Origin of the sequence: Microcystis sp. (assembly GCF_048564745.1) — a bacterium.
Lineage (GTDB): Bacteria > Cyanobacteriota > Cyanobacteriia > Cyanobacteriales > Microcystaceae > Microcystis > Microcystis ichthyoblabe_A.
On the sequence record NZ_JBLZRT010000135.1, the window covers coordinates 1 to 23,176 of the forward strand.

Consider the following 23,176-nt stretch of genomic DNA (forward strand, 5'->3'; position numbering starts at 1 on the left):
GAAAATTCCCCAAGCTCCCTCTCTGTCCAGCAATGCTCTAAAGTTGATAAATATCAATCTAACAAAAACTCAAAGCCCTATTGTACAAGCTTTACAAGCATGAGTTGTTGATAGTTTTGCATGACAGGTTCGGTAGAGCCGGAAAATTAAAAGAAGGGAAGATATATATGTCGGGGAGAATACTAAGTGCTAATCTAAGGATATCCCATCTATCATCTCTTGGGATCAGTATCCTCTAGTTTATCCTCATCAGCGCCAAAAAAGCACCAAAACAAGTTCAATCACTGATTAAGCAAACTCACCAACAGGTTATTGACCCTAATACTCAAAGAAATGTTATCGAGTTAATCGAGAAGATTATTATCTACAAATTTCCGCAGAAAATTCGCTAGGAGTTAGAAGCTATGTTTAATCTCACTGAATGGAAACAAACCAAGTTTTATCAAGAAGCTGAAGAAGAAGGAAAACTTGAAACAATTCCTCTTCTGATTAGGTTGGGACTTAACGAAGAACAAATTGCGCGGGAATTAAATCTAAAATTTGAGATTGTTTGTCAATTTATTGCCAATCAAAACAATTAAAACTTTTTGGCTACCAATGCGATGATCATCAATTCCCTTATCAAGGTTTATTTTTGCAAAATTTCTCTCTTTTTATTTATTTCAGGCTCAGGTAAAGATTCTCCTAATTTCTGATAAAGTTCCATCAGAGATTCTAGGACTTCTTCAGCATTTTTCACTGATTCAGCATAAGTATTACCATGAGTTCGCCATTTTTGACCTGGAAATTCGGGTAAGCCAACTAGATAACAATTGTCTTCATCAGACCACTGAATCACTATTCTATATTTAAGTTTTTTCATCTTCTTTTCTCCTGACCTCTTCAATGGCATTTTTGACTTCTTGTTCTTGGTAACGTTTAGCATCCGCTCCGTCTTTTCCCGAGAGAGTGATTTTCCCTGCATATAGAGGGTGTAACCAATGGTTGTGACTGCCTTTTCCCGGAAAATCAATAAATCCAGCTTTTTTGAGCATTTGTTTCAATTCTCTGATTTTTTTGGCATCAGTCAAGATTTGATCGATCAGGTAATTTGCTGGGGGGTGTGACAAGTCTTGTATAATTCTTATTATATAAAGATTTCGAGCATTGAGCGGTTACTGGAGAAGCACCGGGAGCAGAGGAGAGGGGGAGCAGGGGAGCAGAGGTTGTTTATCTTCTGGGTACCCCTTTTCCTTGATTCACCAGAGAATTTTCTTCCGGAAATTTAAGCTGATCAGAGCTAAACTTAACAAAACTTCACAAAAACTTCACAAAAACTTCACGGAAAACTATTGACGAGAAGATGTCAAGGCCGCTTAATTAAATTAATTAACATCATTGGAGGATTTACCCCATGAAAACCAAAAAACTGACACCCCGCAATGCTGCTCCTGTGCAACGGAAAAATACCGCTACCGTCTCTCGCGATGGTAATGCGATCATTCAACTTGATTGGGGAACTTTTTGTGTGCAAGAGGATCGGGAGGGAAATTGTAAAGAGTGGTACGAACTGCCGTTTGCGGGAGACGACGCAGAGTAATCTGCCCGATTCTAGCGCGAACCTCAAATCAGGTCAAAAGTCTTTTTCTCCTTGCCAAGGCGCACGGTTGCTTCCTTGTAATTGACGGTGGAGAAGCAAGGGGTCAGGGGAGAGAGGGAGCAGGGGAGCAGAGGTTGTTTCTCTTCTCGGTTCCCCTTTTCCTTGACTCACGGGTGCTAGAAGACTTAGATTCAGGGAGATAAACCCGAAAATCTGTTAAAAATATAAGATGCTAAAAAGTCTGCGCTATAATACTCGATTAGGATGATATAAAGGTAATCAGGAGAAGCGATGAACACTATCCAACTGACACCAGAAATAGAAGATTTGATTGCTCAACAAATGAAAACAGGAAAATATCAAGATGATTTAGCCGTTATTCAAGAGGGATTGAGTTTATTGGCAGAAAGAGACAGAATTTACCGAGGAAGATTTGAAGAATTGAAACGGGAAGTTATGATTGGCGTTGAGGAATTAAGACGACAGGAAGGAATTAATGCCGAAGAGGTTTTTTCAGAATTAGAAGAGGATTTACAACAAATAGAGGCTAAGGGTTTCCCGATGAGTCAGAAATAATGTCAAAGATTATTTTCTCACCCTCAGCTAGATTGGATTTAAAGCAAGTTAATAGTTACTTGGCTGGGAAAAATCCGCAAGCTGCTAGAATTTTAAAAGAAAAAATCCAACAGGCTTGTAAAAAATTAGCTAAATTCCCCAATCTGGGACGTAGGCGCGATGAGTTAATCCCTAGTTTACGAAGTTTTCCTGTAGAAGATTATCTAATCTTTTATTTCCCTCTTGAAAACGGAATTGAAATCGCAAGAGTAGTTAGTGGATATAGAGATTTAGATGCTATGTTTGATCTTGATTAAGAAAGCGATCGCATCAAGCTAAGGGTGTCATTCTTCCCTGCTCCCCAGTAGCATCGGGTGGGAGTTTGCTTCGGGAAATTTAAGCTGATCTAAACTTAACAAAAACTCAACAAAAACTTCACAAAAACTTCACAAAAAACTATTGACAAGAAGATGTCAAGGCTGGTTAATTAAATTAATTAACATCATTGGAGCATTTACCCCATGAAAACCAAAAAACTGACCCCTCGTAACGCTGCTCCTGTCCAACGGGAAAATACCGCTACCGTCTCTCGTGATGGCAATGCGATCGCTCCCCACTTTGAATTTTTGGGATTAAGGTTGCCTTTTGCGGGAGACGACGCAGAGTAGTCCCCTTGATTCTAGCACGAACCTCAAATCAGGTCAAAAGTCTTTTTCTCCTTGCCAAGGCGCACGGTTAGCCTCAAGGAATTGACGTACAATCCTAGTTAATTCCTAAGCAAGGGAGCAGGGGAGAGAGGGAGCAGGGGAGCAGAGGTTGTTTCTCTTCTCGGTTCCCCTTTTCCTTGAATTACGAGTGCTAGAAGACTTAGGTTCAGGGAGATGAACCCGTGCCAATAGCTTACTTCCCCAGGGTTATCGGATAGCGGTGTTCTTCTCCTTGGGTTTGTACCTTTGACAGAATTAGATGAGCTATGATTAAAGTAAGATTTACTTATTCATACATCACAAATGACTCAGATTACTATTAATTTACCAGTCAGTTTACTTGAATCAGCCCAATGTTTAGGAAAGGCTACAGAACGAGAGTTATCAGAGGTTTTAATTGATACCTTAGAAATCATTTTGCCTACCTTTAATAATCTCTCAGCTGTGGGCAATCATCTTGAAGTTTCCCATCTTTTAGATTCCGAAGTTATTGAATTAGCTAATTCAAAAATGGATGCTGTTCAGAATCAACGCTTAGGAGAGTTACAAGCTAAGGGAAAAAATACGGGCTTAACCGAAGCCGAAGGCTATGAATTATTAGTTTTAATCTCAATTTACCAAATGGGACAATTAAGAAAGTCAATAGCCTTAGCTGAAGCCGTTAAACGAGGTTTGAGAGAGCCTTTAATACCATGAGTTTTCTCACAGAAACCTTACGCCAAAAAGTTAAACAACGGGCAGGAAATCGCTGTGAATATTGCCTAAGTCACCAGGATTATATTATGGGGAGATTACAAATTGATCATATCCAACCTTTAGCTAAAGGTGGTGCTAATACAGAAGATAATTTATGTTTAGCTTGTGAATTATGTAATCAATATAAATGGACTCAAACTGAAGCTATTGATCCCAAATCTGAGGTGTTGGTTTCCTTATTTAATCCTCGCCTTCAAAAATGGCAAGAACATTTTACTTGGACTCAAGAAGGAACGGAAATTATGGGAGTAACGGCTTGTGGTCGAGCAACAATTGTAGCTTTAAGATTAAATAGTAATCTGGCTGTTATTGTGCGTAAAAATTGGGTTAAAGCTGGTTGGCATCCACCTAATTTGCAGACGGAATCTCACCTTACCTAAAATATTCCTTTAACAATCTAAAAACTGGCCATTATGATAGTTGCTGACATTCAAAAAAGCTCCCTCAAAGAGCAAAGGCTACAATTTATTCGTAACCATCAACAAGCTTTCGATGTTGAGCCGATTTATCCTCTACGGCTGTTTGAAGATTTCGTGATGGGGGTTGAGGGCGATTGTACTATTGAAGCCTCTTGTAAGATAGAATTAGATAGACTTATTGCCTCACGGTTTATGCTCTTTTTTAGAGATCAAGCCCAGGAATGGCAAAACTATCTAGCGCAGTCTTTAGCTTTTTTTCGGCAAGTTGAAACCCGAGTTGGTGTTAAATTAGACTATTCTTTATTACAGCAGTTCTTAGGACTTAATTTTAATTTCAGTAAAATCACGGTTTTCACTACGGGTATTGATTTAAGGACTAATCTTGCTGATTCTAGTTTAAAAATGCACATCAGGCTAAAAGATTATCCTGAAAAAATCAACCAAGCATTATTGTTAACCAGTGATAGTGATGATTTAATAGCTGTACAAGATTTTCTTTCCATTGTCGGCTTTGATTTCTATTTTGATGGCCGTAGTGCGATCGAAATTTACCCTGAAGTTGAAGAAACAGACTTTTTAAAACCAGAAACTCAAGAAAAAGTATGGCGACATCTTCCCAAATTTGTTTTAGAACCTCTTAAAGCAACAAGCTTATTTGGTTTTGGCTTTTCCAAAACAAATAATAACCCAGTGCTTTACTACCGTCTCAAAAATCGTCAAGATTTAACCAATTACTTCAAGCTTAATGATACCGCCCAAAGAGTTCATAGCTTTTATCAGCATCAAGATATTCTACCTAGTATGTGGGTAGGTACAGCCCAACAAGAATTAGAAAAAACGAGAATTGAAAATGTTAGACTTTACTATTATAAGTATTTTGGAATGGAGTAAACTTTATGTTAACCACAAAACTTCCCTGATATCAAGATACTCAAAAAGATAAAACTGCTAATGGAGACAATCGATGATAGCAACTACAACAATTTCTCCTCAATTAACCATTCCACGCCTAGAAAATGGGGATAAGCTTACTCGTCGTGAATTCGAGCGTAGATATAAGGCTATGCCAAATCTAAAAAAAGCAGAACTCATTGAAAGAATTGTTTATATTATGGCTTCTCCCCTAAGAATTACGAATCATGGTGAACCTCATGCTGATATTATAGGTTGGCTAAGTGTGTATAAAGCCTTTACTCCCAATCTGCAATTAGGTGATAATTGTACGGTTCGTCTTGATACTGACAATGAACCTCAACCCGATGCACTATTAAGAATTAAAAATGGTGGACAATCAACGATTAGTGAGGATGGTTATGTCGAAGGTGCGCCAGAGTTAATCGTCGAAATTGCAGCGAGTACCGTCTCCCTTGACTTACATCAAAAACTTAATGTTTATCGCCGTAACCAAGTGCAAGAATATCTAGTCTGGCGAGTTGAAGATGGAGAATTTGATTGGTTTAGATTAACAAATGAAGAATATATTAAACTTGAACCGAACTCAGAAGGGATAATTTGTTCCCAGATCTTCCCTGGATTATGGTTAGATAGGGATGCTTTACTAGCCGGTGACTTAGCCAAGGTTTTAGAGGTTTTGCAATTAGGAATAGCTACGCTCAAACATCAATCTAGTTAGAGTAATCTAAATTCAACAAAATCAAGACGGAGATAATCAATTATGCTAGGTGTTCATCAATTAAAACAACTCTACGAGCTTGATGACTCTCAATGGCTAGGAGAAACCATTAGCTTGCTTAGAAATCATCAATTTCAACAGCTAGACTTAGAACATTTAATCGAGGAATTAGAGGATTTGGGCAAAGAAAAGAAAAATGCAGTAGCCAGTCTTTTAGAACAGGTTATCCGCCATTTATTATTACTGCAATACTGGACAAAAGAAACAGAATATAATACAATTAATTGGCAGGAAGAAATTTATAATTTTCGGACTCAATTAAGGCGAAAAATGACGGCTAATCTCCGTAATTATTTAGAAGAAGAATTAAACTATATTTATGAAGATGCGTTAGGTTTCGTCAAAATCAAAACAGCGAATACTGTGATTTTTCCCTCTCAATGTCCTTACTCACTAGAACAATTACTAGATCGCGATTGGTTGCCATAAAAATTAATTAAACAACAAAAAGAGATGAAGAAATTATGTTAATCACAAAACCCCGCTTTCAAACCTTTGCCGAATATCTACAATATGAGGATAATTCAGAGGAATCTTATGAATTATTTAACGGAGAATTGGTAGAAATGCCACCAGAATCAGGACTTAACTTTCAAATTGCTAATCGTCTTTTTCTAGTCTTTGCTTTGATGCTAGGAACAGATAGAGTCAGAGGACATGGTTTAGAATTAGAAGTGAGAGGCGAACCGAAAAACCGTTATCCTGACCTAACCATTATTCGAGAAGAACATATTCAATTACTCTCCCAGAGAAATACGATTCTTCTTTCCATGGCACCCCCCTTATTAGTCATTGAAGTGGTTAGTCCGGGGGAAATCCAAAGAGAGAGAGATTACATCGCCAAAAGAAGCCAATATCAAGATTGTGGGATTCCTGAATACTGGATAGTTGATCCTCAAACTCAAACTCTTTTAGTCTTAGAATTAAGAGAAAATGCTTACACACAGGTTGGTAATTTTAGCAATGATGACCTAGTAAAATCTGCCAGATTCAAAGAATTAAACTTAAAGGTTTGTGATGTATTTAATTATTAATTTTATCGGTTAAACCAAGAATTAAAAAAAGATGAACGTCTTAACTATTCCGGGATTAAAAGAACTACAAAAACAAACCAAAGGCGCAGCAGAAATAACCGTCGCCATTCTCGATGGTGTAGTTGATACCGACCATCCCTGCTTTAATGGGGCAGACCTAACCCGTTTACCCACCCTCGTCCAGCATCAAGCCACCGCCGGGCAAATGTCCACCCACGGAACCCATATTGCCAGCCTCATCTTTGGACAACCTAAAACAGAAATAGAAGGAATTGCCCCCCAGTGTCGAGGCCTACTCGTCCCCGTCTTCTCCGACGATAACCGTAAACTCTCCCAACTCGATTTAGCGAGGGCGATTGAACAAGCCGCCGAAAATGGGGCAAAAGTGATTAATATTAGCGGCGGGGCCCTCACTGATATGGGAGAAGCCGAAGACTGGCTAATTCGTGCCGTCGAGATGTGTAACCAGAGAAATATTCTTCTCGTTGCCGCTGCTGGCAATGATGGCTGTGAATGCCTCCAAGTTCCAGCAGCCCTTCCCGCCGTCCTCGCGGTGGGTGCGGTTGATGCTAGAGGGCATCCCCTCGACTTTAGTAATTGGGGGGAAACCTACCAAAGCCAAGGCATCCTTGCTCCTGGAGAAAACATCTTAGGGGCAAAACCAGGGGGCGGGACTGTGCAACTGAGTGGGACCAGCTTCGCCGCGCCCATTGTGGCCGGAGTAGCCGCCTTATTACTCAGCTTGCAGGTGCAGCGGGGAGAAACCCCCAATCCTCACGCTGTCCGGGAGGCAATACTAAAAAGCGCCCTCCCCTGCCAATATGCAGACAGTGAAAATGAACCAAAATGTTTAGCCGGATTGTTGAACATTTCTGGGGCAATTAAACAACTAACAGGAGAAACCATGTCCGAATCTGTGGAAACCCAAGCAACAGTAGAAGCATCGGGCTGTGGCTGCGGTGGTACGCCCGAAACCCCTGAGGCTGAACGCCAAAAACTCGAACTGAGTGCCGCAACTAGCGCACCGGTAATCCCCGTCGCCCCAATTCCCAACCCTGTCATCACCTCTCAAGGAGTATCCATGCCCGAAACTACCAATAAACCCGTCACCCCTAGCCAAGCTGCTGAACCTGCTGGTGGCATCGTCTATGCCATTGGCACCTTGGGCTATGACTTCGGCTCCGAAGCCCGTCGGGACACATTTAAACAACTGATGCCGACAGCGGTAATTGGTGGTATTGAAGTTCCCTCTAATCCCTACGATGCCCGTCAAATTGTGGATTACTTAGCTGACAACCTCTCGGAAGCTAAATCCTTAATTTGGACTCTGAACCTGGAACTTACCCCAGTTTACGCCATTGAACCTCTTGGCTCTTTTTCCCGCGAAGTTTATGCCGCTTTACAGGAACTTCTTTCGGGACAAGTGCAAGCAGAAGACAGCCCCGAATATATCCAGCGGGTCAGTATTCCGGGACGGATTACTGGGCGAACAGTACGCCTGTTTTCGGGACAAGTTGTTCCCGTCATTGAACCAGATAGCCCTCGGGGAATTTATGGTTGGCACGTTAACACTTTAGTCAGTGCGGCAATCGAAGCCGTTGGTGCAGAACAAACAGAAGCCCAAGAAAGCCAAATGCGCCGCACTTTGAGTAGTTTCCTTAATCGCATCTACTACGATTTACGCAATTTAGGGCAAACTTCCCAAGACCGCGCCCTCAATTTTGCCGCGACCAATGCTTTCCAAGCAGCGCAAACCTTCTCTGAGGCTGTGGGTGCGGGGATGGAACTCGACAGTATTAACGTTTCTAAGAGTCCTTTCTGTCGGCTGGATAGCGATTGCTGGGACGTACAGTTAAAATTCTTCGACCCGGAAAATAGCCGTCGCGCTCGTAAAGTATTCCGGTTTACAATAGATGTGAGTGACTTAATTCCCGTCACCTTGGGCGAAGTTCGTTCCTGGTCTTCTCCTAATTAGTCCTCTCCCCTGCGCTGACTTCTGACTTCAAGTACAGGCGAAGCATTCGGATAGGAAATCTAAGGTTTCAGCGATAGGTTATGCCCGAATGCTTCGCCCCTACCCCCATTATTTACCCCAAAACAACCGTGAGACTTCCCAAACAATCTGCTCCCGTCAAACGACCCCATTTTATTCATCCCCATGAATGCGTCGATATTGTTCATGGAGATGGCGAAGACTTGGTATCTATCTTAGTTAAGTTAGTTCATGGAGCTAACTACAATGATCCGGCTCAGTTTCAATACCCTCACTATGGCTATCTGAAAATGTCCTCTTTTGGCGGTTTTCGTTATTAGTATCGACTTCTAAAACCTAGTAAAAAACACTGGAGGAAATCAAACAATGGCTAGTAAACCTAAAGGTGCGCCAGAATCAACACCCGCTGCTGCGAATGTTGACCAACCAACCACGGAAAAACCCAAGATTGAGCAACCAGAAACAACTCAACCTAAAGCTAAATACGTTCCCGCCACTGGTTTAGAAGATTACGGACGCTGGAAAACCATGTTCAAAGATCGCAAGGCGAATCCCAATGATCCGCCGTTTCGTCGGGGTCGAATTTGGTGTTAAACACTTTCCATTAATCTTCAGGTTCTATCCCCAAGGCCCTTAACTGTTCCGCTAGGCGATCGGCTCGTTGTCGTTCCTGTTCGGCTCGTTGTCGTTCCTGTTGAGTAGATTCCTGGGAAGTTAACAACAAGTTACCTTCCCCATCCCACCAGCGAAGCCAGGGAAAGGATTGATTTTGGTATTCCCCCTGCCAAATTCCTAACTCTACCTTTAAAGGAACAATGGGATAATGACCGCGCTGATTAGGAGTCATTTTTTGGTAACGACCATTCACCAACTGATACATCTCGATCTGGGCCTTGTTAACTTCATAAATTCCATAAAAAGGAATCTGAATCGCTCGCTCATAGATCCAAAATTTACCCTTAACAGGCGTTTTATCCCGTTCTTCTTCACCATTACCTGAGACAAATTCTAAGGCAATGACCGGTTCAATGGTTTCTTTCCACATCACGAAGGAACGCCGGACTTGACCATCAATGGTTGTGGGGACATGGGGAACATAAAACCAATCGGGAGCAACAGCACCCTTTTCTAGGGATTCTGGATACTCTGGCAATCGCCAATAAATCCCACAATCTCGACCCAGACAGTAATTACCGTCAGGATGTAATTGTTCTAAAAGGGGTGTAATAGTATCCGTTAAAAGGTCTGCTTGGGGAGGCTCTTGATAGTTTTTCACAAAACTTCCATCTTTATCAGGGAGTTGGGTGTGATCGGGTAAAGGGGAATCGCAATAAACCGTGGTCGAAGGTTCCTGAATTGTGGTTGAGGGTTGTGCCGTTGGGGTCATTGAACTCATCTTTAATTCCCCTATTTATTGTTATCTAGCTTTTATTCTATAACTGTTCTTGAAAACCTGCAAAAACTATGCCTGATCTCAATGCTATCCCCGGAATGACTGCTCTTCGCTCCCATACCAAAGGCGATCCCCGCATCAAAATCGCCGTTCTTGATGGACCGATTGACTTAGACCGCGCCTGCTTTCAAGGAGCAAATATTACCCGCCTTGATCCCTATTGGTCGGAAGAATCTCCCATCGATCCGCAATACTTACAAGCCTTTTTAGATGTAGAAAAAAGTGGCAAAAGTGATGAAGAAAAAGAGGATCTGTTGCAAGAAGCTATCCCTGATGAAAACATCCTTGCAAGTTTGCATTTACGCTTCCATGCTAACCATATTATCAGCACCATTTGTGGACAGCCAGATTCACCAGTAGAAGGGATTGCTCCTAACGCTACTGTAATTAATATTCCCATCGCCTATAGCAACGAAGATTTTATTAATCCCCTCAATCTTTCCCGAGCAATTAGTACCGCGATTGAACAGGGAGTTAATATTATCCATTGTGCCGCTTGTCACCCAACTCAAAGCGGATTAGCTCACGAATTTATTGATAAAGCAATTCGTCAGGCTCAAGCTAATAATATCCTAGTGATTGCCCCCGGAGGTAATGATAAAGGAGAGTGTTGGTGCGTTCCTGCGGTATTGGAAAATGTCCTGACAGTAGGAGCAATGAAAGATACAGGCGAGCCATTTAAATTTAGTAATTTTGGTGGTAAATATGCAACTCAAGGGATTCTCGCTCCAGGAGAGAATATTTTAGGCGCTCAACCCGGAACCGATGACCCCATCCGCAAAAAAGGGACTAGCTGCGCGGCTCCCATTGTGACAGGAACAGCCGCTTTATTGATGAGTTTACAATTAGAACAGGGTTTATCTCCCGATGCAGAAGCAGTAAGAGCCGCCTTGATTAATAGTGCCATCCCCTGCGATCCTAATGAAGTAGAAGAACCAGAACGCTGTTTATTAGGAAAAATCAATATTGCGGGTGCTTACGAATTAATTACCGGACAAAAATTATCAAGCTTACCCAGTTCAATAACAGAAAACGCCATCACCTCACCTATACTCAGTGGCAAATACATTTTAGATCCACAACCTATAGCAACGGGAAGTTTTAAAATCTATAAAGCTGTTGATGCAACTAACCCCGGCGTAAATCTTGCTATTAAGGTATATCAACTAAATCTGGAGGAACAACTAGCAACTGGTAATAAAACTTTTTTCAAATCCTTGAGTAAGGAGATGGCAAATGAAGCCTTAAAGAGAGAAATACAAGCTCTCACAGAGTTAAAACATCCTAGAATTATCAAACTGCTTGATTATGGTGTTGATGAACATACAGATAATGAGTTTTTGGTGCTTGAATGGATGGACTGGAATTTAGAAGATTATCTTCAAGTTTATCCCTATAAAGATTGGCATGACTTTTATATAAATATTGCCTTACCGATTCTTGAAGGTCTGGAATTTTGTCACCGTCATCACTATATCCACAGAGACATTCATCCGACAAATATTCTTATTGACAATCAAAGTAATGTCAAGCTTGCTGATTTTAACGTTTCCACGAAAATTGACAATAACGATAATAGTAATATTACCTTAGTCTCTCTGTTGAAACCTGGGCGAGGTATTTATGTTCCTCCTGAACCGGGTAATGGGCTAAACAGCTATGATAGAGATGTGTTTGCCTTTGGCATTTTAGTGTTAGATTGTTTAACTGATGTTGAATTGTCTAATTATGAAGATGTTTTAGCTGCACTACAAAAACTTGATGCACCACTACCCATTAAAAATTTAATTGCAGCGACAATTGCCCTTGATCCCGAAAAAAGACCGGCTACAGCCAAAGTTCTTTTAAGAGAATTACAAGCAATTGAAAACCTAGAACAGCTTAAAAAGCCCTTAGTCAAGGAATCTGAAATAAAACTCAATTCCCATCTGGTTAGTGGAAACACAAATCTTAATCAAGTATCATCAAATATCGCTGTCACAACTCCTGTTTCTGCAAACTTGATCAATGCTAGTCAAGCAAGCATTACTCCTAGTCAACGGTCAAACCTCGTTTATGTGTTAGGAACTTTAGGTTATGATTTCGGCACAGAAGCGCGTCGGGACACCTTTAAACAATTAATGCCAACCATCACAATCGATAATCTTGAATTACCATCCAATCCCTACGATGCGCGGCAAATGGTAGATTATTTAGAAAGTAATCTATCAGAAACTAAGTCTTTAATTTGGACAGTCAATTTAGAACTAAACCCCATCTATGCCATTAAACCCGTGGGAGCTTTCGCTGCCGATGTTTATCAAGTCATGCAATATATGTTGGCGGGTCAAATATTACCAGAATCCGACGAAGATTATGTCGAAAGGGTGAGTATTCCCGGTATCCTGACTGAGGAAACAGTCAAACTGTTTTCTGGTCAAATTGTTCCCGTCATCAAGGTTAATAGTCCGCGAGGAATGTATGGCTGGAAAATTAATACTTTGATTGAATCAGCCATAGAAACTGTTAGTACAGAACATGAAATCGCCGATGAAGCGAGGATGCGGCGTTCTCTGACCAGTTTCTTGAATCGCATTTATTATGACTTACGCAATGTCGGACAAATCGCCCGGGATCGAGCTTTAAATTTTGCGGCTACTAACGCTTTTCAAGCCGTACAAACCTTCTCCCAAGCAGTGGCGCTGGGAATGGAATTACACAGCATTGAAGTGGAAAAAAGTCCCTTTTGTCGCTATGGTAGTGAATGTTGGGATGTGAAATTAAAATTCTTCGATCCCGAAAATGGTCTGCGCGCTAAACGAGTTTTTCGCTTTACCATTGATGTCAGCGATCGCACTCCAGTAACCTTAGGAGAAGTGCGCTCTTGGGCTGTTTCTAAGTGAGGTTTTCGCTTAGGATCAAGTTACCAATATTGAAAAAAGCAATAAGCGATCGCTATTAGCTGTGCTGGAAATTTGTCAAGATTAAATTTAACAAACTTAACATCTGAGCCAGCACCGAGGGTGTAAACGGGGGATGTTCCAGTAGTAACAGGATATCGGGTAAGTTGGGATTAGCAATTCTCGCCCCACCAGCGATCGCTGTTGCCACGAGAGCATAGGGAGTAATTGCCCAAATTTTTAGCCCACAGGGACGAGGTATTTTTTGAGCATTCATTGCGAGATTTGTCAAAATATTTAAGAAATGTAAAAGAGCGCAAAGGAAGATTAAAAGAAGGGAAGATATATATGTCGGGGAGAATACTAAGTGCTAATCTAAGGATATCCCATCTATTCGGATGTTAACCGTCGCACAGGAGAAACAATCACCGGATTCCCTTGCTGGCGGCCAAAATCGGTTTCTTTAAATAAAAGTTAACAGAACTTCGCACTTCTGTTAAGAAAAGCTTTGCAGAAACTTGTTAGAATAGAGGTAGATAAATCCAGTTGCAAATAGGCGCTCGACCCGATGAATTTTCCGCACGATCCGACAAAAAAAAGAGAAAGAGAACACCGACAATATCTAGACTGTGACCTCTAACAACAGCGCGATCGAGCAGATTTTTGAGGATTAAATTCCTAGCATCAACATCCCTTAAAAATAGTTGATGTGGACGGTCTATAGCAAAATTTTTAGATGGAGTAGTGAGTATGAAGCTATTGATTCAGGGCAATAATATCGCTGTCACCGAAGCTATTCATGATTATGTGGAACAAAAGCTGGAGAAAGCGGTGAAACATTTTAACGGCATGACCACAAAAGTCGATGTTCACCTCTCCGTGGAAAAGAATGCACGCATTCCCGATCGCCACAAAGCGGAAGTAACGGTTTATGCTAATGGAACAGTGATTCGCGCTCAAGAAGGAAGCGAAAATTTATACGCAAGTATTGATTTAGTTTCTGATAAAATCGCTCGTCAACTCCGCAAGTATAAAGAAAGATTAGTGGATCATCGCACCAACGCCACCGTTAAAACTAGCGAGGTGGTGCAAGAGAAACCCTTAGATGATAGCCTAATCGGTGATCGCACTCCCGAATTACCTGCGGAAGTAGTGCGGATGAAATACTTTGCTATGCCACCGATGACTATTGAGGAAGCGCTAACACAATTGCAATTAGTCGATCACGATTTCTTTATGTTCTGCAACAAAGACACGAACGAAATCAACGTTATCTATCAACGCAATCACGGCGGTTTTGGTGTTATTCAGCCCCGTCCCGTTAACGCAAATGGCAAAGAACCCCATTAACAGTTAGCGACCACAAATAAAACTAAAGACTGGAGAAATTCTCCAGTCTTTTTCTCATCTAACCAAGATTAACTTTCACCACTTTATTTTTTTCTGCCACCGCTTTTGGGAGGGTGAGATAAAGAATACCGTCTTGATAGTTAGCGGTAACTTGGCTATTTTGCACCTCCACTGGTAGGGTGATCAAGCGACTAAATTTACCATAATAAAATTCGCTGTTTTTTACCTCGGCAGGGCGTTGACGTTGCCCATTAATAGACACCATTTGCTTGCTAACCTCCACATCGATATCTTTAATATCCACACCGGGTAATTCGATTTTTAATTCCACGGAATCCTCGTTAACAGAGATTTCCACCGGGGGACGAGATACCAATGAATTTGTCGGTAATACTTCTTGAAAAAGTTGATCGATTTGACGTTGGACAGAATTAATTTCTAGGAAGGGAGAATAAAGAGTGAAAGCCATAGTAATAATTTCCTTGAGAAGGTTTCTCTGACTGCGATTATCTCCATCTTAAGCAACTAACTTGACTTCCACAAGGCGGTTTTCAGGAAATAAAAAGTCGCAATAACCGATACAGTTATCAGTTATCAGTTATCAGTGGGAAGTTGTGGGGAAGTGGGGAAGTGGGGTGTGGGGTGTGGGGAGAACAAAGCTGCCTTTTGCCTTTTGCCTTTTGCCTTTTGCCTTTTGCCTTTTGCCTTTTGCCCCCTGTCTCCTGCCTTCGTTATAACCATTGTTGTAATTCTGGCCAACCCAAACCTTGACGCACGATATCCGGTTGATCGCTGGTAAAATCAACAATTGTTGACACTTCCGAACCGGGAGCCGAACCATCTTCGATAATTAAATCAACTATATGATCGAGGGCATCGAATAACCTAGCGGATTCTAATCCCTTGGTGGGAAAATCCCCCTCCTGATCGGGAAGATGAGCAGAACTAGAGATAATGGGATTTTCTAGGGTTTCGAGAATAGTGCGACAGATAAGGTGATCGGGAACCCGGATACCGGTGGTTTTCCGCTTCGGATTCATCACCACTTTCGGCACTAATTTAGTCGCCGGTAAGAGAAAAGTGTAGGGACCGGGTATAACTCGTCGCATAATTTTATAGGCATAATCGCTGACCACTGCGTACTCAGAAATATTCGACAAAGAAGAACAGAGAAACGTCAAGGGTTTATCATTAGATAGTTGCTTGATTTGGCGAACTCGTTCGACGGCGGATTTCACATTGAGATCGCAACCGATCGCATAGACGGTATCGGTAGGATAAAGCATAATTGCCCCATTTTTCAGGGCATGACAGATTTCTTGGATAGAACGTTGTTGGGGATTTTCCGGATGGAGAGAGTAAATAGTAGCCATGATAGCAAAATCGTCGCCTATTGGGATTGTCCCACGGGAATCGCCGGGGATATGTGTTTAGGGGCATTAGTAGATTTAGGAGTCCCCTTAGAATACCTGATTGCACAACTAAAAACTTTAGGAATTGAGGAGGAATATCAGTTAAGGGAGGAAAAAGTGCATCGTCGCGGTCAAATTGCCACTAAGATTCACGTCGATGTCACTGCCGAGAAGTCCGCTGATCATCACCACCATCACCATCATACCCCCGCTCGCCATTTACCGGAGATTGAAAGTTTAATTAAACAGGCAAATTTACCCCAGAAAGTCCAAGAATGGAGTTTAGCGGTTTTTCAACAACTTGCGATCGCAGAAGGGGCTGTTCACGGGATCGCACCGGAAAAGGTGCATTTTCACGAAGTCGGGGCAACCGATGCCATTATTGATATCGTCGGGACTTGTTTGGGTTTGGACTGGCTATCGGTGAGTGAATTATACTGTTCTTCTCTACCCACCGGCGGCGGTACAGTTCAGGCCGCCCATGGTCGTTTACCGGTTCCCGTGCCAGCAGTAGTACAATTGTTCAGTCAGCGACAAGTCACAATTTATAGTAATGGCATCGAAGCGGAGTTGGTAACACCCACGGGGGCAGCTATTGTGACAACTTTAGCTAAAAGTTTCGGTAAACCGCCGAAAATGCAGTTAGAAAAGGTCGGTTTAGGAGCAGGGACAAAAGATTTACCGATTCCCAATCTTGTCCGGCTTTGGTTAGGGAAAAAAACACCAGAAAAGCTAGATGAAGTTGAAACTGTGGCAGTTTTAGAAACTCAAATTGATGACTTAAATCCGCAAGCGATCTCCTATTTAAGCGAGACTTTATTACAAGCGGGGGCTTTGGATGTATTTAGTCAAGCAATTACTATGAAAAAATCTCGTTTGGGGATACTTTTGACAGTAATTTGTGGCTTGGATAAAATTGCTATTTGCGAAAATATGATATTTCAGGAAACCACAACTTTAGGCATTAGAAGGACAATTCAAGAGCGATCGATCTTAAAAAGAGAGATACAATTGATCAATACTGTCTATGGACAAATTCGGCTAAAAGTTGCCTACAAAGAGTCAATTAATCAACCGATTACCGTACAACCAGAATACGAAGATTGTGCCGCAATTGCCCGTCAGCATCATCTACCTTGGCGATTTGTTCATCAAATGGCCTTAGCTGTTTGGCAAGAAAATACTTCTGACTGAATAAAGAGGATATTTATTATGTTTTGTCGAGCAATTTAGGAGTAAGCATTAGCGACTAAAGAAAACGGGTTTCTTAAAGAAACTCGTTTTCTTTATAGAAACCAACCTACGAGGCGATGCTAAACAAATTGAAAGTAATAACTGGTTAACGCAATACTGGTGTTATCTTGAACGACTCCAATTAAGTCACCCCTTTGATAGATGGCTGTATCTAAAGCAGAACTACCGACCCCCCAATTTGCATACGATAGGCTAAGTGAACCACTCTTATTTAACTGAGGATACTCCCTAGCGATCGCTTCGGCACTCATTCCCGTTTTATGATCCATGACTAAACTTTGAATCGTGATTCTAGTTCCCGCGATCCGGGGACGGGAATTACAAATATCCGGACTAGCAACAATAAATTCGCTAATATCGATGCCTGTAGCCATATTTTCGCCTAAAGAATTCCCTTTTATTGTAGCTCGATCGATACATCCGAACAACAAAAAAGCCCCCCTTTCGAGGATGCCCTTTTATCTAATGATTTAGACGCTAACTGATTGAAATGCTAAAAATAGGGAATTTATGGACTTTCTCATCAAAGTTAGGTTAGATTATGACCGTTTCTTAATTAAAAAACCCACCAAAGAAAACAGCCCTAACCCTAATATAGAACTAGGCTCCGGTACAGATGGATTATTTTGCGGATTTAAACGAGCGATCCAAGCTTCAGTCAAACCATTAGGGTTAGTTCCAAAACCCACGATAGACAATCCATCCGCGGAAATTCCAGTCGCCTCCCTCAAAGTCCAACCGGTTAAATTTAAACCATAATCATTCGTTAAAACCGCTTGTAGGCTCCGCATCCCTTGGCTACTATTCCAGATAAATGTCTCACCAATGCTAGAATTACCCGCATTGCCGATACCAACCACAACAGACCCATCCCCTGATACTCCAGTAGCAAAGCTATTGAAACTCCCCCCAGGTAAGTCCCCCAGTCCTACCATCCCCGTTGCTTGTGTCCAACGGAATGCCTCAATACCATTAGCACTATTGCCGTAACCAACCACAACAGACCCATCCGCCGATACTCCAGAAGCACTGCTACCGAAACTACCCCCCTGTAAATCCCCTAGTCCCACCATCCCCGTTAATTGTGTCCAACGGAATGCCTGACCTACTAATGCTAAACTAGGACTATTGGCTTGACCAACCACAACAGACCCATCTGCTGATACGCCAGAAGCACTACTACCGAAATTCCCTCCCGGTAAATCCCCCAGTCCCACCATCCCCGTTGCTTGTGTCCAACGGAATGCCTCAAAACCATTAGCGCCACGGCTACGACCAATCACAACAGACCCATCTGCTGATACCCCAAAAGCAATGCTCTCGAAAATATCCCCCGGTAGGTCTCCTAGTCCGACCATCCCCGTGCCTTGTGTCCAACGGAATGCCTCAATACCATTAGCTCCAGATCCGTAACCAACAACAACAGATCCATCTGCTGATACGCCATTGGCAGAGCTAGAGAAACCACCAGCGAGCAAGTCCCCTAGTCCGACCATCCCCGTTGCTTGTGTCCAACGGAATGCCCCACCAAAACTTATACCAACAACAACAGACCCATCTGCCGATACTCCAAAAGCACGGCTGAAAGTGGTAGCAGGATCTCCCCCTGGCGAGAACCCTAACCCCTGAAAAGAGGCGGCTTGTGCGGGGAAAGCTACCCCGATCGCACCCAATCCGATCCCTAAGCTGATACAATTAGCTAGTATCTTGTTCATAACCTGATAAGACTCCAAAAAACTAAGTGATTCTTACAATCTAGATGTTCACTTTGGTTTTGTCTGTGGGAATTTGTGGCCATTTTGGATTTTCTGATACAATAATTTTTGTGGGATAAAGTGGGATTTAGTGACAAAAAGGAGGGCAAGGCTCATGAAACAAGGCTAAATTTTCGTTAATAAGGCAAGAGAACAGGCAAAAATTTTCGCTTGTTTTTCCAACTTTAACAATATCTAATGTAAAGAACAAATTACTAAATTAAGAGGTTAATCAGTAAAAAAAGGCAAAAAATGGAAGAATTATTAGAGTTAAAAAATCTATTACTAGCTGGCAATGTTCCCGATGCCTTGATTTTGGTAGAGGAAATGACAGAAATGAGCAAAGATGATAAGCTCAATAAGATTTTTAGCTTTAGTATTATTGTCCTATTACATCTGATTAAACAGCAAGCAGAAAACCGCAGTACCCGCTCATGGGAAACCTCTATTTCTAATTCTGTTCGACAGATTCAACGCATTAATCAACGACGTAAAACTGGAGGAAACTATCTAACAATAGAAGAATTAAAAGAAACCTTAGATGATGCTTATTCTTCCGCTTTAAGACAAGCGGCATTAGAAGCTTTTGAGGGTATATATCAACCCGAAGAAATTGAAGCTATGATTGATAAAAATAAAATTATTAATCAAGCATTGGCATTAATATTAATCGATTAAGTAACAGGTGACAGTTGGAAACAAATCAGGAGGGTTAAATGTCAGAAACAGTCGCTTAAAGATTAGCAGCCTATTTAAAAACCTTAACAGAGGAAAATTAATGATTAACTTAGAACAAATTCAACAAGATATTAACCAATTACCTGAAGAAGCACAAAACTTACTGATTGATTTTATTGAGTTATTAAAAAAACGCTATTCTTTAGCAAAAAAGCCAGAGATTGCAGCAAAAATAAACCCTGAAGCTCAAAGTACCCTAGACATTTTAAAAGAATCTGGATTAATCGGTTGTATTAGTGCAGAATCAGACCTTTCTACTAATTATAAATCCGTTCTCAAAGAAGGATTAAAAGCTAAATATGATCATCGTTGATACTGGGTTCTGGGTGGCTTTATTTAACAATAAAGATCAATATCATCTAATAGCACAGCAAACCTTAGCACAGTATTCTTCTCAACCCCTAATTACAACTTGGTGTGTTTTAACAGAAAGTTGTCATCAGTCCGTAGTAGTCCGTAGCGAATATGTCAGATTTTTAAATATAGCGCAGGGTTCAATTCATAAATTAGAAACTTATCTTCTCCTATCTGGACGGATAGGATGAGGTGAGCAAAAAGAGATAAAATAATAGTTGATATTTTGCAAGAGTAAAGTAAAATGATTATTAGTCTGATAAAAAAACGAGAAAACTAAAATATGTTCCCTTATCCCAACCAGCAATACAAATGTTCTATCGCTTACTTATATGGATATTCAACCCCTTTTAGAATGGACAGATAAACAGGTATTAGAGAAAACCGGTAAACATCTTGATTCATTGCAAGAATCCATCTTACAGGGTATTTGGGAACATCAAGATTATGAAAAAATTGCCGAAAATAATCAGCGCAGTTATGACCATATAAAAAAAGAAGCATGGAAGTTATGGCAACTGTTATCAGATGTTTTTGAAGAAGATATAAAAAAGTCTAATGTTCGTTCTATTTTAGAAAATAAAGCTTCATCTACTATTTATCACTTTGTTAACTATCATTGTAATAATATCGGCAATAACCATATAAACATCTGTAGAGAAAATAACCCCTATTCAGAAAACAACTTAAAAAAGTCTTCAAATTTTCCAGATAATGGTCATCAATTCCCCATAATTGACCTAACAAAAGCTCCTGAATTAAGGTATAACTATGGACGTAAGTTAGAAATATCAACCTTAAAAGAATGGCTAGATAATAAAACTCGATTAATTACCATTTATGGGTTAAGTGGAATTGGAAAAACAGCTTTAAACCTTAAATTAATTTCAGAAATTGCCCCACAATTTGATTATATTATTTACCGCAGTCTGGAAAATATTCCTCAATTAATCGCTCTCAAGGATGATCTAAAACAGTTTTTCAGCCAATCTCTATCAACCCCCTTACCCGATATAATAGATTATCTAAGCTCCTATCGTTGTTTAATTATTCTTGATGATGTGCAGAATATTTTTAAACTGGGGGAATTAGCAGGTAAATATTTACCCGACTGTCAGGATTATCATAAATTTTTTCAGCAAATTGCTACCACATCTCATCAAAGTTGTTGGATTTTAATTAGTTGGGAACTTCCCAGAGATTTTGTCACCTTAAAATCCGATAAAATTAAAACTTTATACCTGCAAGGTTTAACAACAGAATTTGAAGAAATATTCAAAGAATACGGTTTAAAAAATGAGGATAAATGGACGGAACTGAGGGAACTTTATCAAGGTCATCCTAACTGGTTAAATATCATCTCCTCAACTATTATTGAGCTATTTGATGGAGAAGTATCCTTATTTTTAGAACAAATGAACAATGAAATTTATTTAGGAGATATAGAAGACTCGATCGAATGTCATTTACAGCGTTTATCCGCAACAGAAAAAAAGGTGATACACTGGTTAGCTAATCAAACTGAAGCGGTAGAAAAGTTTCCCAAAACTGCTAATCTTGACTTATCTACTTCTGAATTTTGGGCAACTATTCAGTCATTAATTAGACGCTGTTTACTGGATAAATTACCATCAGAAACCTCGTCCTATTTTCCTATTAATCCTGTGTTTAAATCTTATCTTAAAAGAAATCCTAACGATTAGGAAAAATTTATCTTATTATAAATATATGTGTACCGCAACGCAGAAACCCGCAGGATCGCTTTCCAGTCTATCCTATTTTCTATACACCTGATCGTGACTACCAATATCAATTAACAAGATGATAACTTCTAAATATTCTCCATCTTCCGAAAAACTAAAAATAATTCGACAATCGTAATCTACAGTACAAGACCATAACCCTTCTAAATTACCACTTAACTTATGGGTTTTTAAAGACAGTGTAAATGGGTCTTCTGCCAGTTTTCTAAGTACATCCAAAATTTTAGGTTTTAACTGGGGATTTTTCTTGATTAGCTTCTTAAACGAACGCTTAAACCCATCACTCCATATTAGATCTATTGTTAATCCTCATTCAAATCGGCAATCAAATCTTCTACGGTTCCCCTTCTGGCCGTTCCAGTAGCGATCGCCTCTTTCACTTCCTTAAAATTAGCTAAAATTTCTCTTTCTCTTTCTCTTGCTTTGGCTCTATATTGACACAAAATCTCTAACAATGACTCCTGTTCATCCTCTGATAAATTCTCAAAAGATTTGATCATTTCTGGCAAAGTCATCATTTTACCTCTTAACTATTTTCCTTATATTTTAATTATTTTCCAAGATGATTTTATGGTAAACATCTGCGATCACTATCTGAATTCCCAAAGAGTTTAAATGAATTATCCTATCAGATTCATAAGCTGTAAACAACCAAAGATCGCCTTCCTTTTGAAAATGTTCAATATAACATTTTTCCTGAGAAATCAATAAATATTCCTGAAAAGTTGCAATGGTTCGATAAGCGGCAAACTTTTCTTCTCTGTCGTAATTTGCCGTTGAAGCAGACAAAACCTCAGCGATTAAAACAGGATTAATTAAAGTATCTTTGCGTCCTTCTTGATAAATAAGAGGTTCAGAAACTACCATAATATCAGGATAGGTGGCTATTTGACGCTCAGGTATCCATAAACGCTGATCGGTGACAAAAACGGCATAGGGTTGATTCTTTAGTCCAGTATATAAAGCCACTAATAAATTACTAATAATGCGATTATGAGTCGGTGTCCCTCCTGTCATAGCAATAATTTTTCCATCCAGATATTCATGACGAGTTTGGGATTGTATTTCCTGCTCAAAATATTGACTAAGAGTATATTTTCCAGTGAGAGCGGTCATAATAATGATTGTTTGAGAATAAGCATTTTGCAGCGTTTTTCATTGTTCCCCAATTCTAACAACAAAAAAGCACCCCCTCGCGGGAGTGCCTTTTCGTTCAGACTAGGAATTAACCATTGATAGCAGGAGCGGTCAGAGCTACAGGAGCCTGTTCACCACTAGCTAAGTCTAAGGGGAAGTTGTGAGCGTTGCGCTCGTGCATTACTTCCATCCCGATACCAGCGCGATTCAGCACATCGGCCCAGGTACCGATTACACGACCTTGAGAATCGAGAATCGACTGGTTGAAGTTGAAACCGTTGAGGTTAAACGCCATGGTGCTAACACCCATTGCCGTAAACCAGATACCGATTACCGGCCAAGCACC

General features: G+C 40.6%; 33 protein-coding genes and 1 pseudogene. 22 read left to right on the top strand and 12 right to left on the bottom strand.

From position 1 onward, the window contains the following. Positions 1-248: 248 nt before the first annotated feature. Together ACOCD9_RS15120 and ACOCD9_RS15125 are read left to right on the top strand one after the other, a co-directional pair. Entirely contained in the window at positions 249-392 is a 144-nt protein-coding gene (locus ACOCD9_RS15120; protein ID WP_255348762.1) for an Rpn family recombination-promoting nuclease/putative transposase, read from the top strand. Between the two features lie 12 nt (positions 393-404). Then, positions 405-581 carry a hypothetical protein gene (locus ACOCD9_RS15125; protein ID WP_008206083.1) on the top strand — a complete coding sequence of 59 codons (177 nt, stop codon included), beginning with the start codon at positions 405-407 and terminating at the stop codon, positions 579-581. 47 nt (positions 582-628) lie between these two features. Here the strand turns inward: ACOCD9_RS15125 and ACOCD9_RS15130 are convergent, their stop codons facing one another. Next, on the bottom strand, positions 629-862 hold the full coding sequence (locus ACOCD9_RS15130) for a type II toxin-antitoxin system HicB family antitoxin (protein WP_419547884.1): 234 nt from the start codon (positions 860-862) through the stop codon (positions 629-631). After that, positions 849-1,034 carry a type II toxin-antitoxin system HicA family toxin gene (locus ACOCD9_RS15135; protein ID WP_039900533.1) on the bottom strand — a complete coding sequence of 62 codons (186 nt, stop codon included), beginning with the start codon at positions 1,032-1,034 and terminating at the stop codon, positions 849-851. The genes ACOCD9_RS15130 and ACOCD9_RS15135 overlap by 14 nt, the downstream gene beginning before the upstream one ends. Positions 1,035-1,393: 359 nt before the next feature. Between ACOCD9_RS15135 and ACOCD9_RS15140 the strand changes: the two genes are divergently transcribed. The 13 genes from ACOCD9_RS15140 (at position 1,394) to ACOCD9_RS15200 (ending at position 9,330) form a co-directional block, all read left to right on the top strand. Then, on the top strand, positions 1,394-1,579 hold the full coding sequence (locus ACOCD9_RS15140; protein WP_149977550.1) for an anacyclamide/piricyclamide family prenylated cyclic peptide: 186 nt from the start codon (positions 1,394-1,396) through the stop codon (positions 1,577-1,579). A gap of 291 nt (positions 1,580-1,870) precedes the next feature. After that, on the top strand, positions 1,871-2,155 hold the full coding sequence (locus ACOCD9_RS15145; protein ID WP_008206077.1) for a ribbon-helix-helix domain-containing protein: 285 nt from the start codon (positions 1,871-1,873) through the stop codon (positions 2,153-2,155). After that, a complete protein-coding gene (locus ACOCD9_RS15150) occupies positions 2,155-2,451 on the top strand; it encodes a type II toxin-antitoxin system RelE/ParE family toxin (protein WP_149978883.1) in 297 nt (98 codons plus the stop codon). The genes ACOCD9_RS15145 and ACOCD9_RS15150 overlap by 1 nt, the downstream gene beginning before the upstream one ends. A gap of 204 nt (positions 2,452-2,655) precedes the next feature. Next, a complete protein-coding gene (locus ACOCD9_RS15155; protein WP_002802533.1) occupies positions 2,656-2,802 on the top strand; it encodes an anacyclamide/piricyclamide family prenylated cyclic peptide in 147 nt (48 codons plus the stop codon). A 342-nt stretch (positions 2,803-3,144) separates the two neighbouring features. Beyond that, positions 3,145-3,537: a hypothetical protein gene (locus tag ACOCD9_RS15160; RefSeq protein WP_002802535.1), complete on the top strand. Its 393-nt coding sequence runs from the start codon at positions 3,145-3,147 to the stop codon at positions 3,535-3,537. Next, complete coding sequence (locus tag ACOCD9_RS15165) at positions 3,534-3,977, top strand: HNH endonuclease (RefSeq protein WP_002802537.1); 444 nt, start codon at positions 3,534-3,536, stop codon at positions 3,975-3,977. The genes ACOCD9_RS15160 and ACOCD9_RS15165 overlap by 4 nt, the downstream gene beginning before the upstream one ends. A 33-nt stretch (positions 3,978-4,010) precedes the next feature. Continuing rightward, a complete protein-coding gene (locus tag ACOCD9_RS15170; RefSeq protein ID WP_419547885.1) occupies positions 4,011-4,907 on the top strand; it encodes a DUF5838 family protein in 897 nt (298 codons plus the stop codon). A gap of 73 nt (positions 4,908-4,980) precedes the next feature. Further along, entirely contained in the window at positions 4,981-5,649 is a 669-nt protein-coding gene (locus ACOCD9_RS15175) for a Uma2 family endonuclease (protein WP_149977548.1), read from the top strand. A 42-nt stretch (positions 5,650-5,691) separates the two neighbouring features. Further along, positions 5,692-6,138 carry a DUF29 domain-containing protein gene (locus ACOCD9_RS15180; RefSeq protein ID WP_002802545.1) on the top strand — a complete coding sequence of 149 codons (447 nt, stop codon included), beginning with the start codon at positions 5,692-5,694 and terminating at the stop codon, positions 6,136-6,138. A gap of 35 nt (positions 6,139-6,173) precedes the next feature. After that, positions 6,174-6,743, top strand: coding sequence for a Uma2 family endonuclease (locus ACOCD9_RS15185; protein ID WP_287667698.1), 570 nt, complete (start codon positions 6,174-6,176; stop codon positions 6,741-6,743). A 31-nt stretch (positions 6,744-6,774) separates the two neighbouring features. Then, positions 6,775-8,718, top strand: a complete 1,944-nt coding sequence (locus ACOCD9_RS15190) for a S8 family peptidase (protein WP_419547886.1) — start codon at positions 6,775-6,777, stop codon at positions 8,716-8,718. Positions 8,719-8,798: 80 nt separating this feature from the next. Next, positions 8,799-9,056 (top strand): cyanobactin biosynthesis system PatB/AcyB/McaB family protein, encoded by a 258-nt coding sequence (locus ACOCD9_RS15195; protein ID WP_002753002.1) that lies wholly within the window; start codon positions 8,799-8,801, stop codon positions 9,054-9,056. A gap of 46 nt (positions 9,057-9,102) precedes the next feature. Then, positions 9,103-9,330, top strand: coding sequence for a cyanobactin biosynthesis PatC/TenC/TruC family protein (locus ACOCD9_RS15200; protein ID WP_052278192.1), 228 nt, complete (start codon positions 9,103-9,105; stop codon positions 9,328-9,330). Positions 9,331-9,340: 10 nt separating this feature from the next. On the opposite strand, the gene ACOCD9_RS15205 is transcribed toward ACOCD9_RS15200, so the two are convergent. After that, positions 9,341-10,132: a Uma2 family endonuclease gene (locus ACOCD9_RS15205; RefSeq protein WP_419547887.1), complete on the bottom strand. Its 792-nt coding sequence runs from the start codon at positions 10,130-10,132 to the stop codon at positions 9,341-9,343. 68 nt (positions 10,133-10,200) lie between these two features. Between ACOCD9_RS15205 and ACOCD9_RS15210 the strand changes: the two genes are divergently transcribed. Further along, positions 10,201-13,071 carry a PatA/PatG family cyanobactin maturation protease gene (locus ACOCD9_RS15210; protein WP_419547888.1) on the top strand — a complete coding sequence of 957 codons (2,871 nt, stop codon included), beginning with the start codon at positions 10,201-10,203 and terminating at the stop codon, positions 13,069-13,071. Between the two features lie 55 nt (positions 13,072-13,126). On the opposite strand, the gene ACOCD9_RS15215 is transcribed toward ACOCD9_RS15210, so the two are convergent. Further along, positions 13,127-13,345 carry a hypothetical protein gene (locus ACOCD9_RS15215; RefSeq protein WP_272016178.1) on the bottom strand — a complete coding sequence of 73 codons (219 nt, stop codon included), beginning with the start codon at positions 13,343-13,345 and terminating at the stop codon, positions 13,127-13,129. Between the two features lie 473 nt (positions 13,346-13,818). On the opposite strand from ACOCD9_RS15215, the gene hpf reads away from it, so the two are divergent. Further along, positions 13,819-14,418, top strand: a complete 600-nt coding sequence (gene hpf / locus ACOCD9_RS15220) for a ribosome hibernation-promoting factor, HPF/YfiA family (protein WP_419547889.1) — start codon at positions 13,819-13,821, stop codon at positions 14,416-14,418. Positions 14,419-14,476: 58 nt separating this feature from the next. Here the strand turns inward: hpf and ACOCD9_RS15225 are convergent, their stop codons facing one another. Both ACOCD9_RS15225 and ACOCD9_RS15230 read right to left on the bottom strand, forming a co-directional pair. Then, complete coding sequence (locus ACOCD9_RS15225; RefSeq protein WP_287702132.1) at positions 14,477-14,887, bottom strand: Hsp20/alpha crystallin family protein; 411 nt, start codon at positions 14,885-14,887, stop codon at positions 14,477-14,479. A gap of 262 nt (positions 14,888-15,149) precedes the next feature. Beyond that, positions 15,150-15,791, bottom strand: a complete 642-nt coding sequence (locus tag ACOCD9_RS15230) for an L-threonylcarbamoyladenylate synthase (RefSeq protein WP_419547890.1) — start codon at positions 15,789-15,791, stop codon at positions 15,150-15,152. Here ACOCD9_RS15230 and larC point away from each other — a divergent pair. After that, positions 15,768-17,024: a nickel pincer cofactor biosynthesis protein LarC gene (larC, locus tag ACOCD9_RS15235; RefSeq protein WP_419547891.1), complete on the top strand. Its 1,257-nt coding sequence runs from the start codon at positions 15,768-15,770 to the stop codon at positions 17,022-17,024. The two genes, ACOCD9_RS15230 and larC, sit on opposite strands and share 24 nt — an antisense overlap. A 119-nt stretch (positions 17,025-17,143) precedes the next feature. Here the strand turns inward: larC and ACOCD9_RS15240 are convergent, their stop codons facing one another. Together ACOCD9_RS15240 and ACOCD9_RS15245 are read right to left on the bottom strand one after the other, a co-directional pair. Next, positions 17,144-17,458: a DUF433 domain-containing protein gene (locus ACOCD9_RS15240; protein WP_287702126.1), complete on the bottom strand. Its 315-nt coding sequence runs from the start codon at positions 17,456-17,458 to the stop codon at positions 17,144-17,146. Between the two features lie 165 nt (positions 17,459-17,623). Further along, entirely contained in the window at positions 17,624-18,799 is a 1,176-nt protein-coding gene (locus ACOCD9_RS15245) for a PEP-CTERM sorting domain-containing protein (RefSeq protein WP_287702124.1), read from the bottom strand. A gap of 291 nt (positions 18,800-19,090) precedes the next feature. Between ACOCD9_RS15245 and ACOCD9_RS15250 the strand changes: the two genes are divergently transcribed. The 4 genes and pseudogenes from ACOCD9_RS15250 (at position 19,091) to ACOCD9_RS15265 (ending at position 21,633) form a co-directional block, all read left to right on the top strand. Next, a complete protein-coding gene (locus tag ACOCD9_RS15250) occupies positions 19,091-19,516 on the top strand; it encodes a DUF29 family protein (RefSeq protein ID WP_419547892.1) in 426 nt (141 codons plus the stop codon). A gap of 100 nt (positions 19,517-19,616) precedes the next feature. After that, the gene (locus ACOCD9_RS15255; RefSeq protein WP_002761103.1) at positions 19,617-19,889 is read left to right on the top strand and encodes a hypothetical protein; all 273 of its coding nucleotides are present in this window, start codon (positions 19,617-19,619) and stop codon (positions 19,887-19,889) included. Next, positions 19,876-20,016: pseudogene (locus ACOCD9_RS15260) on the top strand (DNA-binding protein); the annotation flags it as partial. The gene ACOCD9_RS15255 and the pseudogene ACOCD9_RS15260, both read left to right, overlap by 14 nt. 246 nt (positions 20,017-20,262) lie before the next feature. Continuing rightward, on the top strand, positions 20,263-21,633 hold the full coding sequence (locus tag ACOCD9_RS15265) for an ATPase (protein WP_419547893.1): 1,371 nt from the start codon (positions 20,263-20,265) through the stop codon (positions 21,631-21,633). 72 nt (positions 21,634-21,705) lie between these two features. Here the strand turns inward: ACOCD9_RS15265 and ACOCD9_RS15270 are convergent, their stop codons facing one another. The 4 genes from ACOCD9_RS15270 to ACOCD9_RS15285 all read right to left on the bottom strand — a co-directional run. Further along, on the bottom strand, positions 21,706-21,993 hold the full coding sequence (locus tag ACOCD9_RS15270; RefSeq protein WP_287702145.1) for a type II toxin-antitoxin system YafQ family toxin: 288 nt from the start codon (positions 21,991-21,993) through the stop codon (positions 21,706-21,708). A gap of 2 nt (positions 21,994-21,995) precedes the next feature. Then, positions 21,996-22,208: a hypothetical protein gene (locus tag ACOCD9_RS15275; protein ID WP_353737359.1), complete on the bottom strand. Its 213-nt coding sequence runs from the start codon at positions 22,206-22,208 to the stop codon at positions 21,996-21,998. A gap of 31 nt (positions 22,209-22,239) precedes the next feature. Continuing rightward, positions 22,240-22,809, bottom strand: a complete 570-nt coding sequence (locus tag ACOCD9_RS15280; RefSeq protein WP_190381540.1) for a Uma2 family endonuclease — start codon at positions 22,807-22,809, stop codon at positions 22,240-22,242. A gap of 109 nt (positions 22,810-22,918) precedes the next feature. Beyond that, on the bottom strand, positions 22,919-23,176 hold a 258-nt coding region (locus ACOCD9_RS15285), incomplete at its 5' end, for a hypothetical protein (RefSeq protein WP_419547894.1).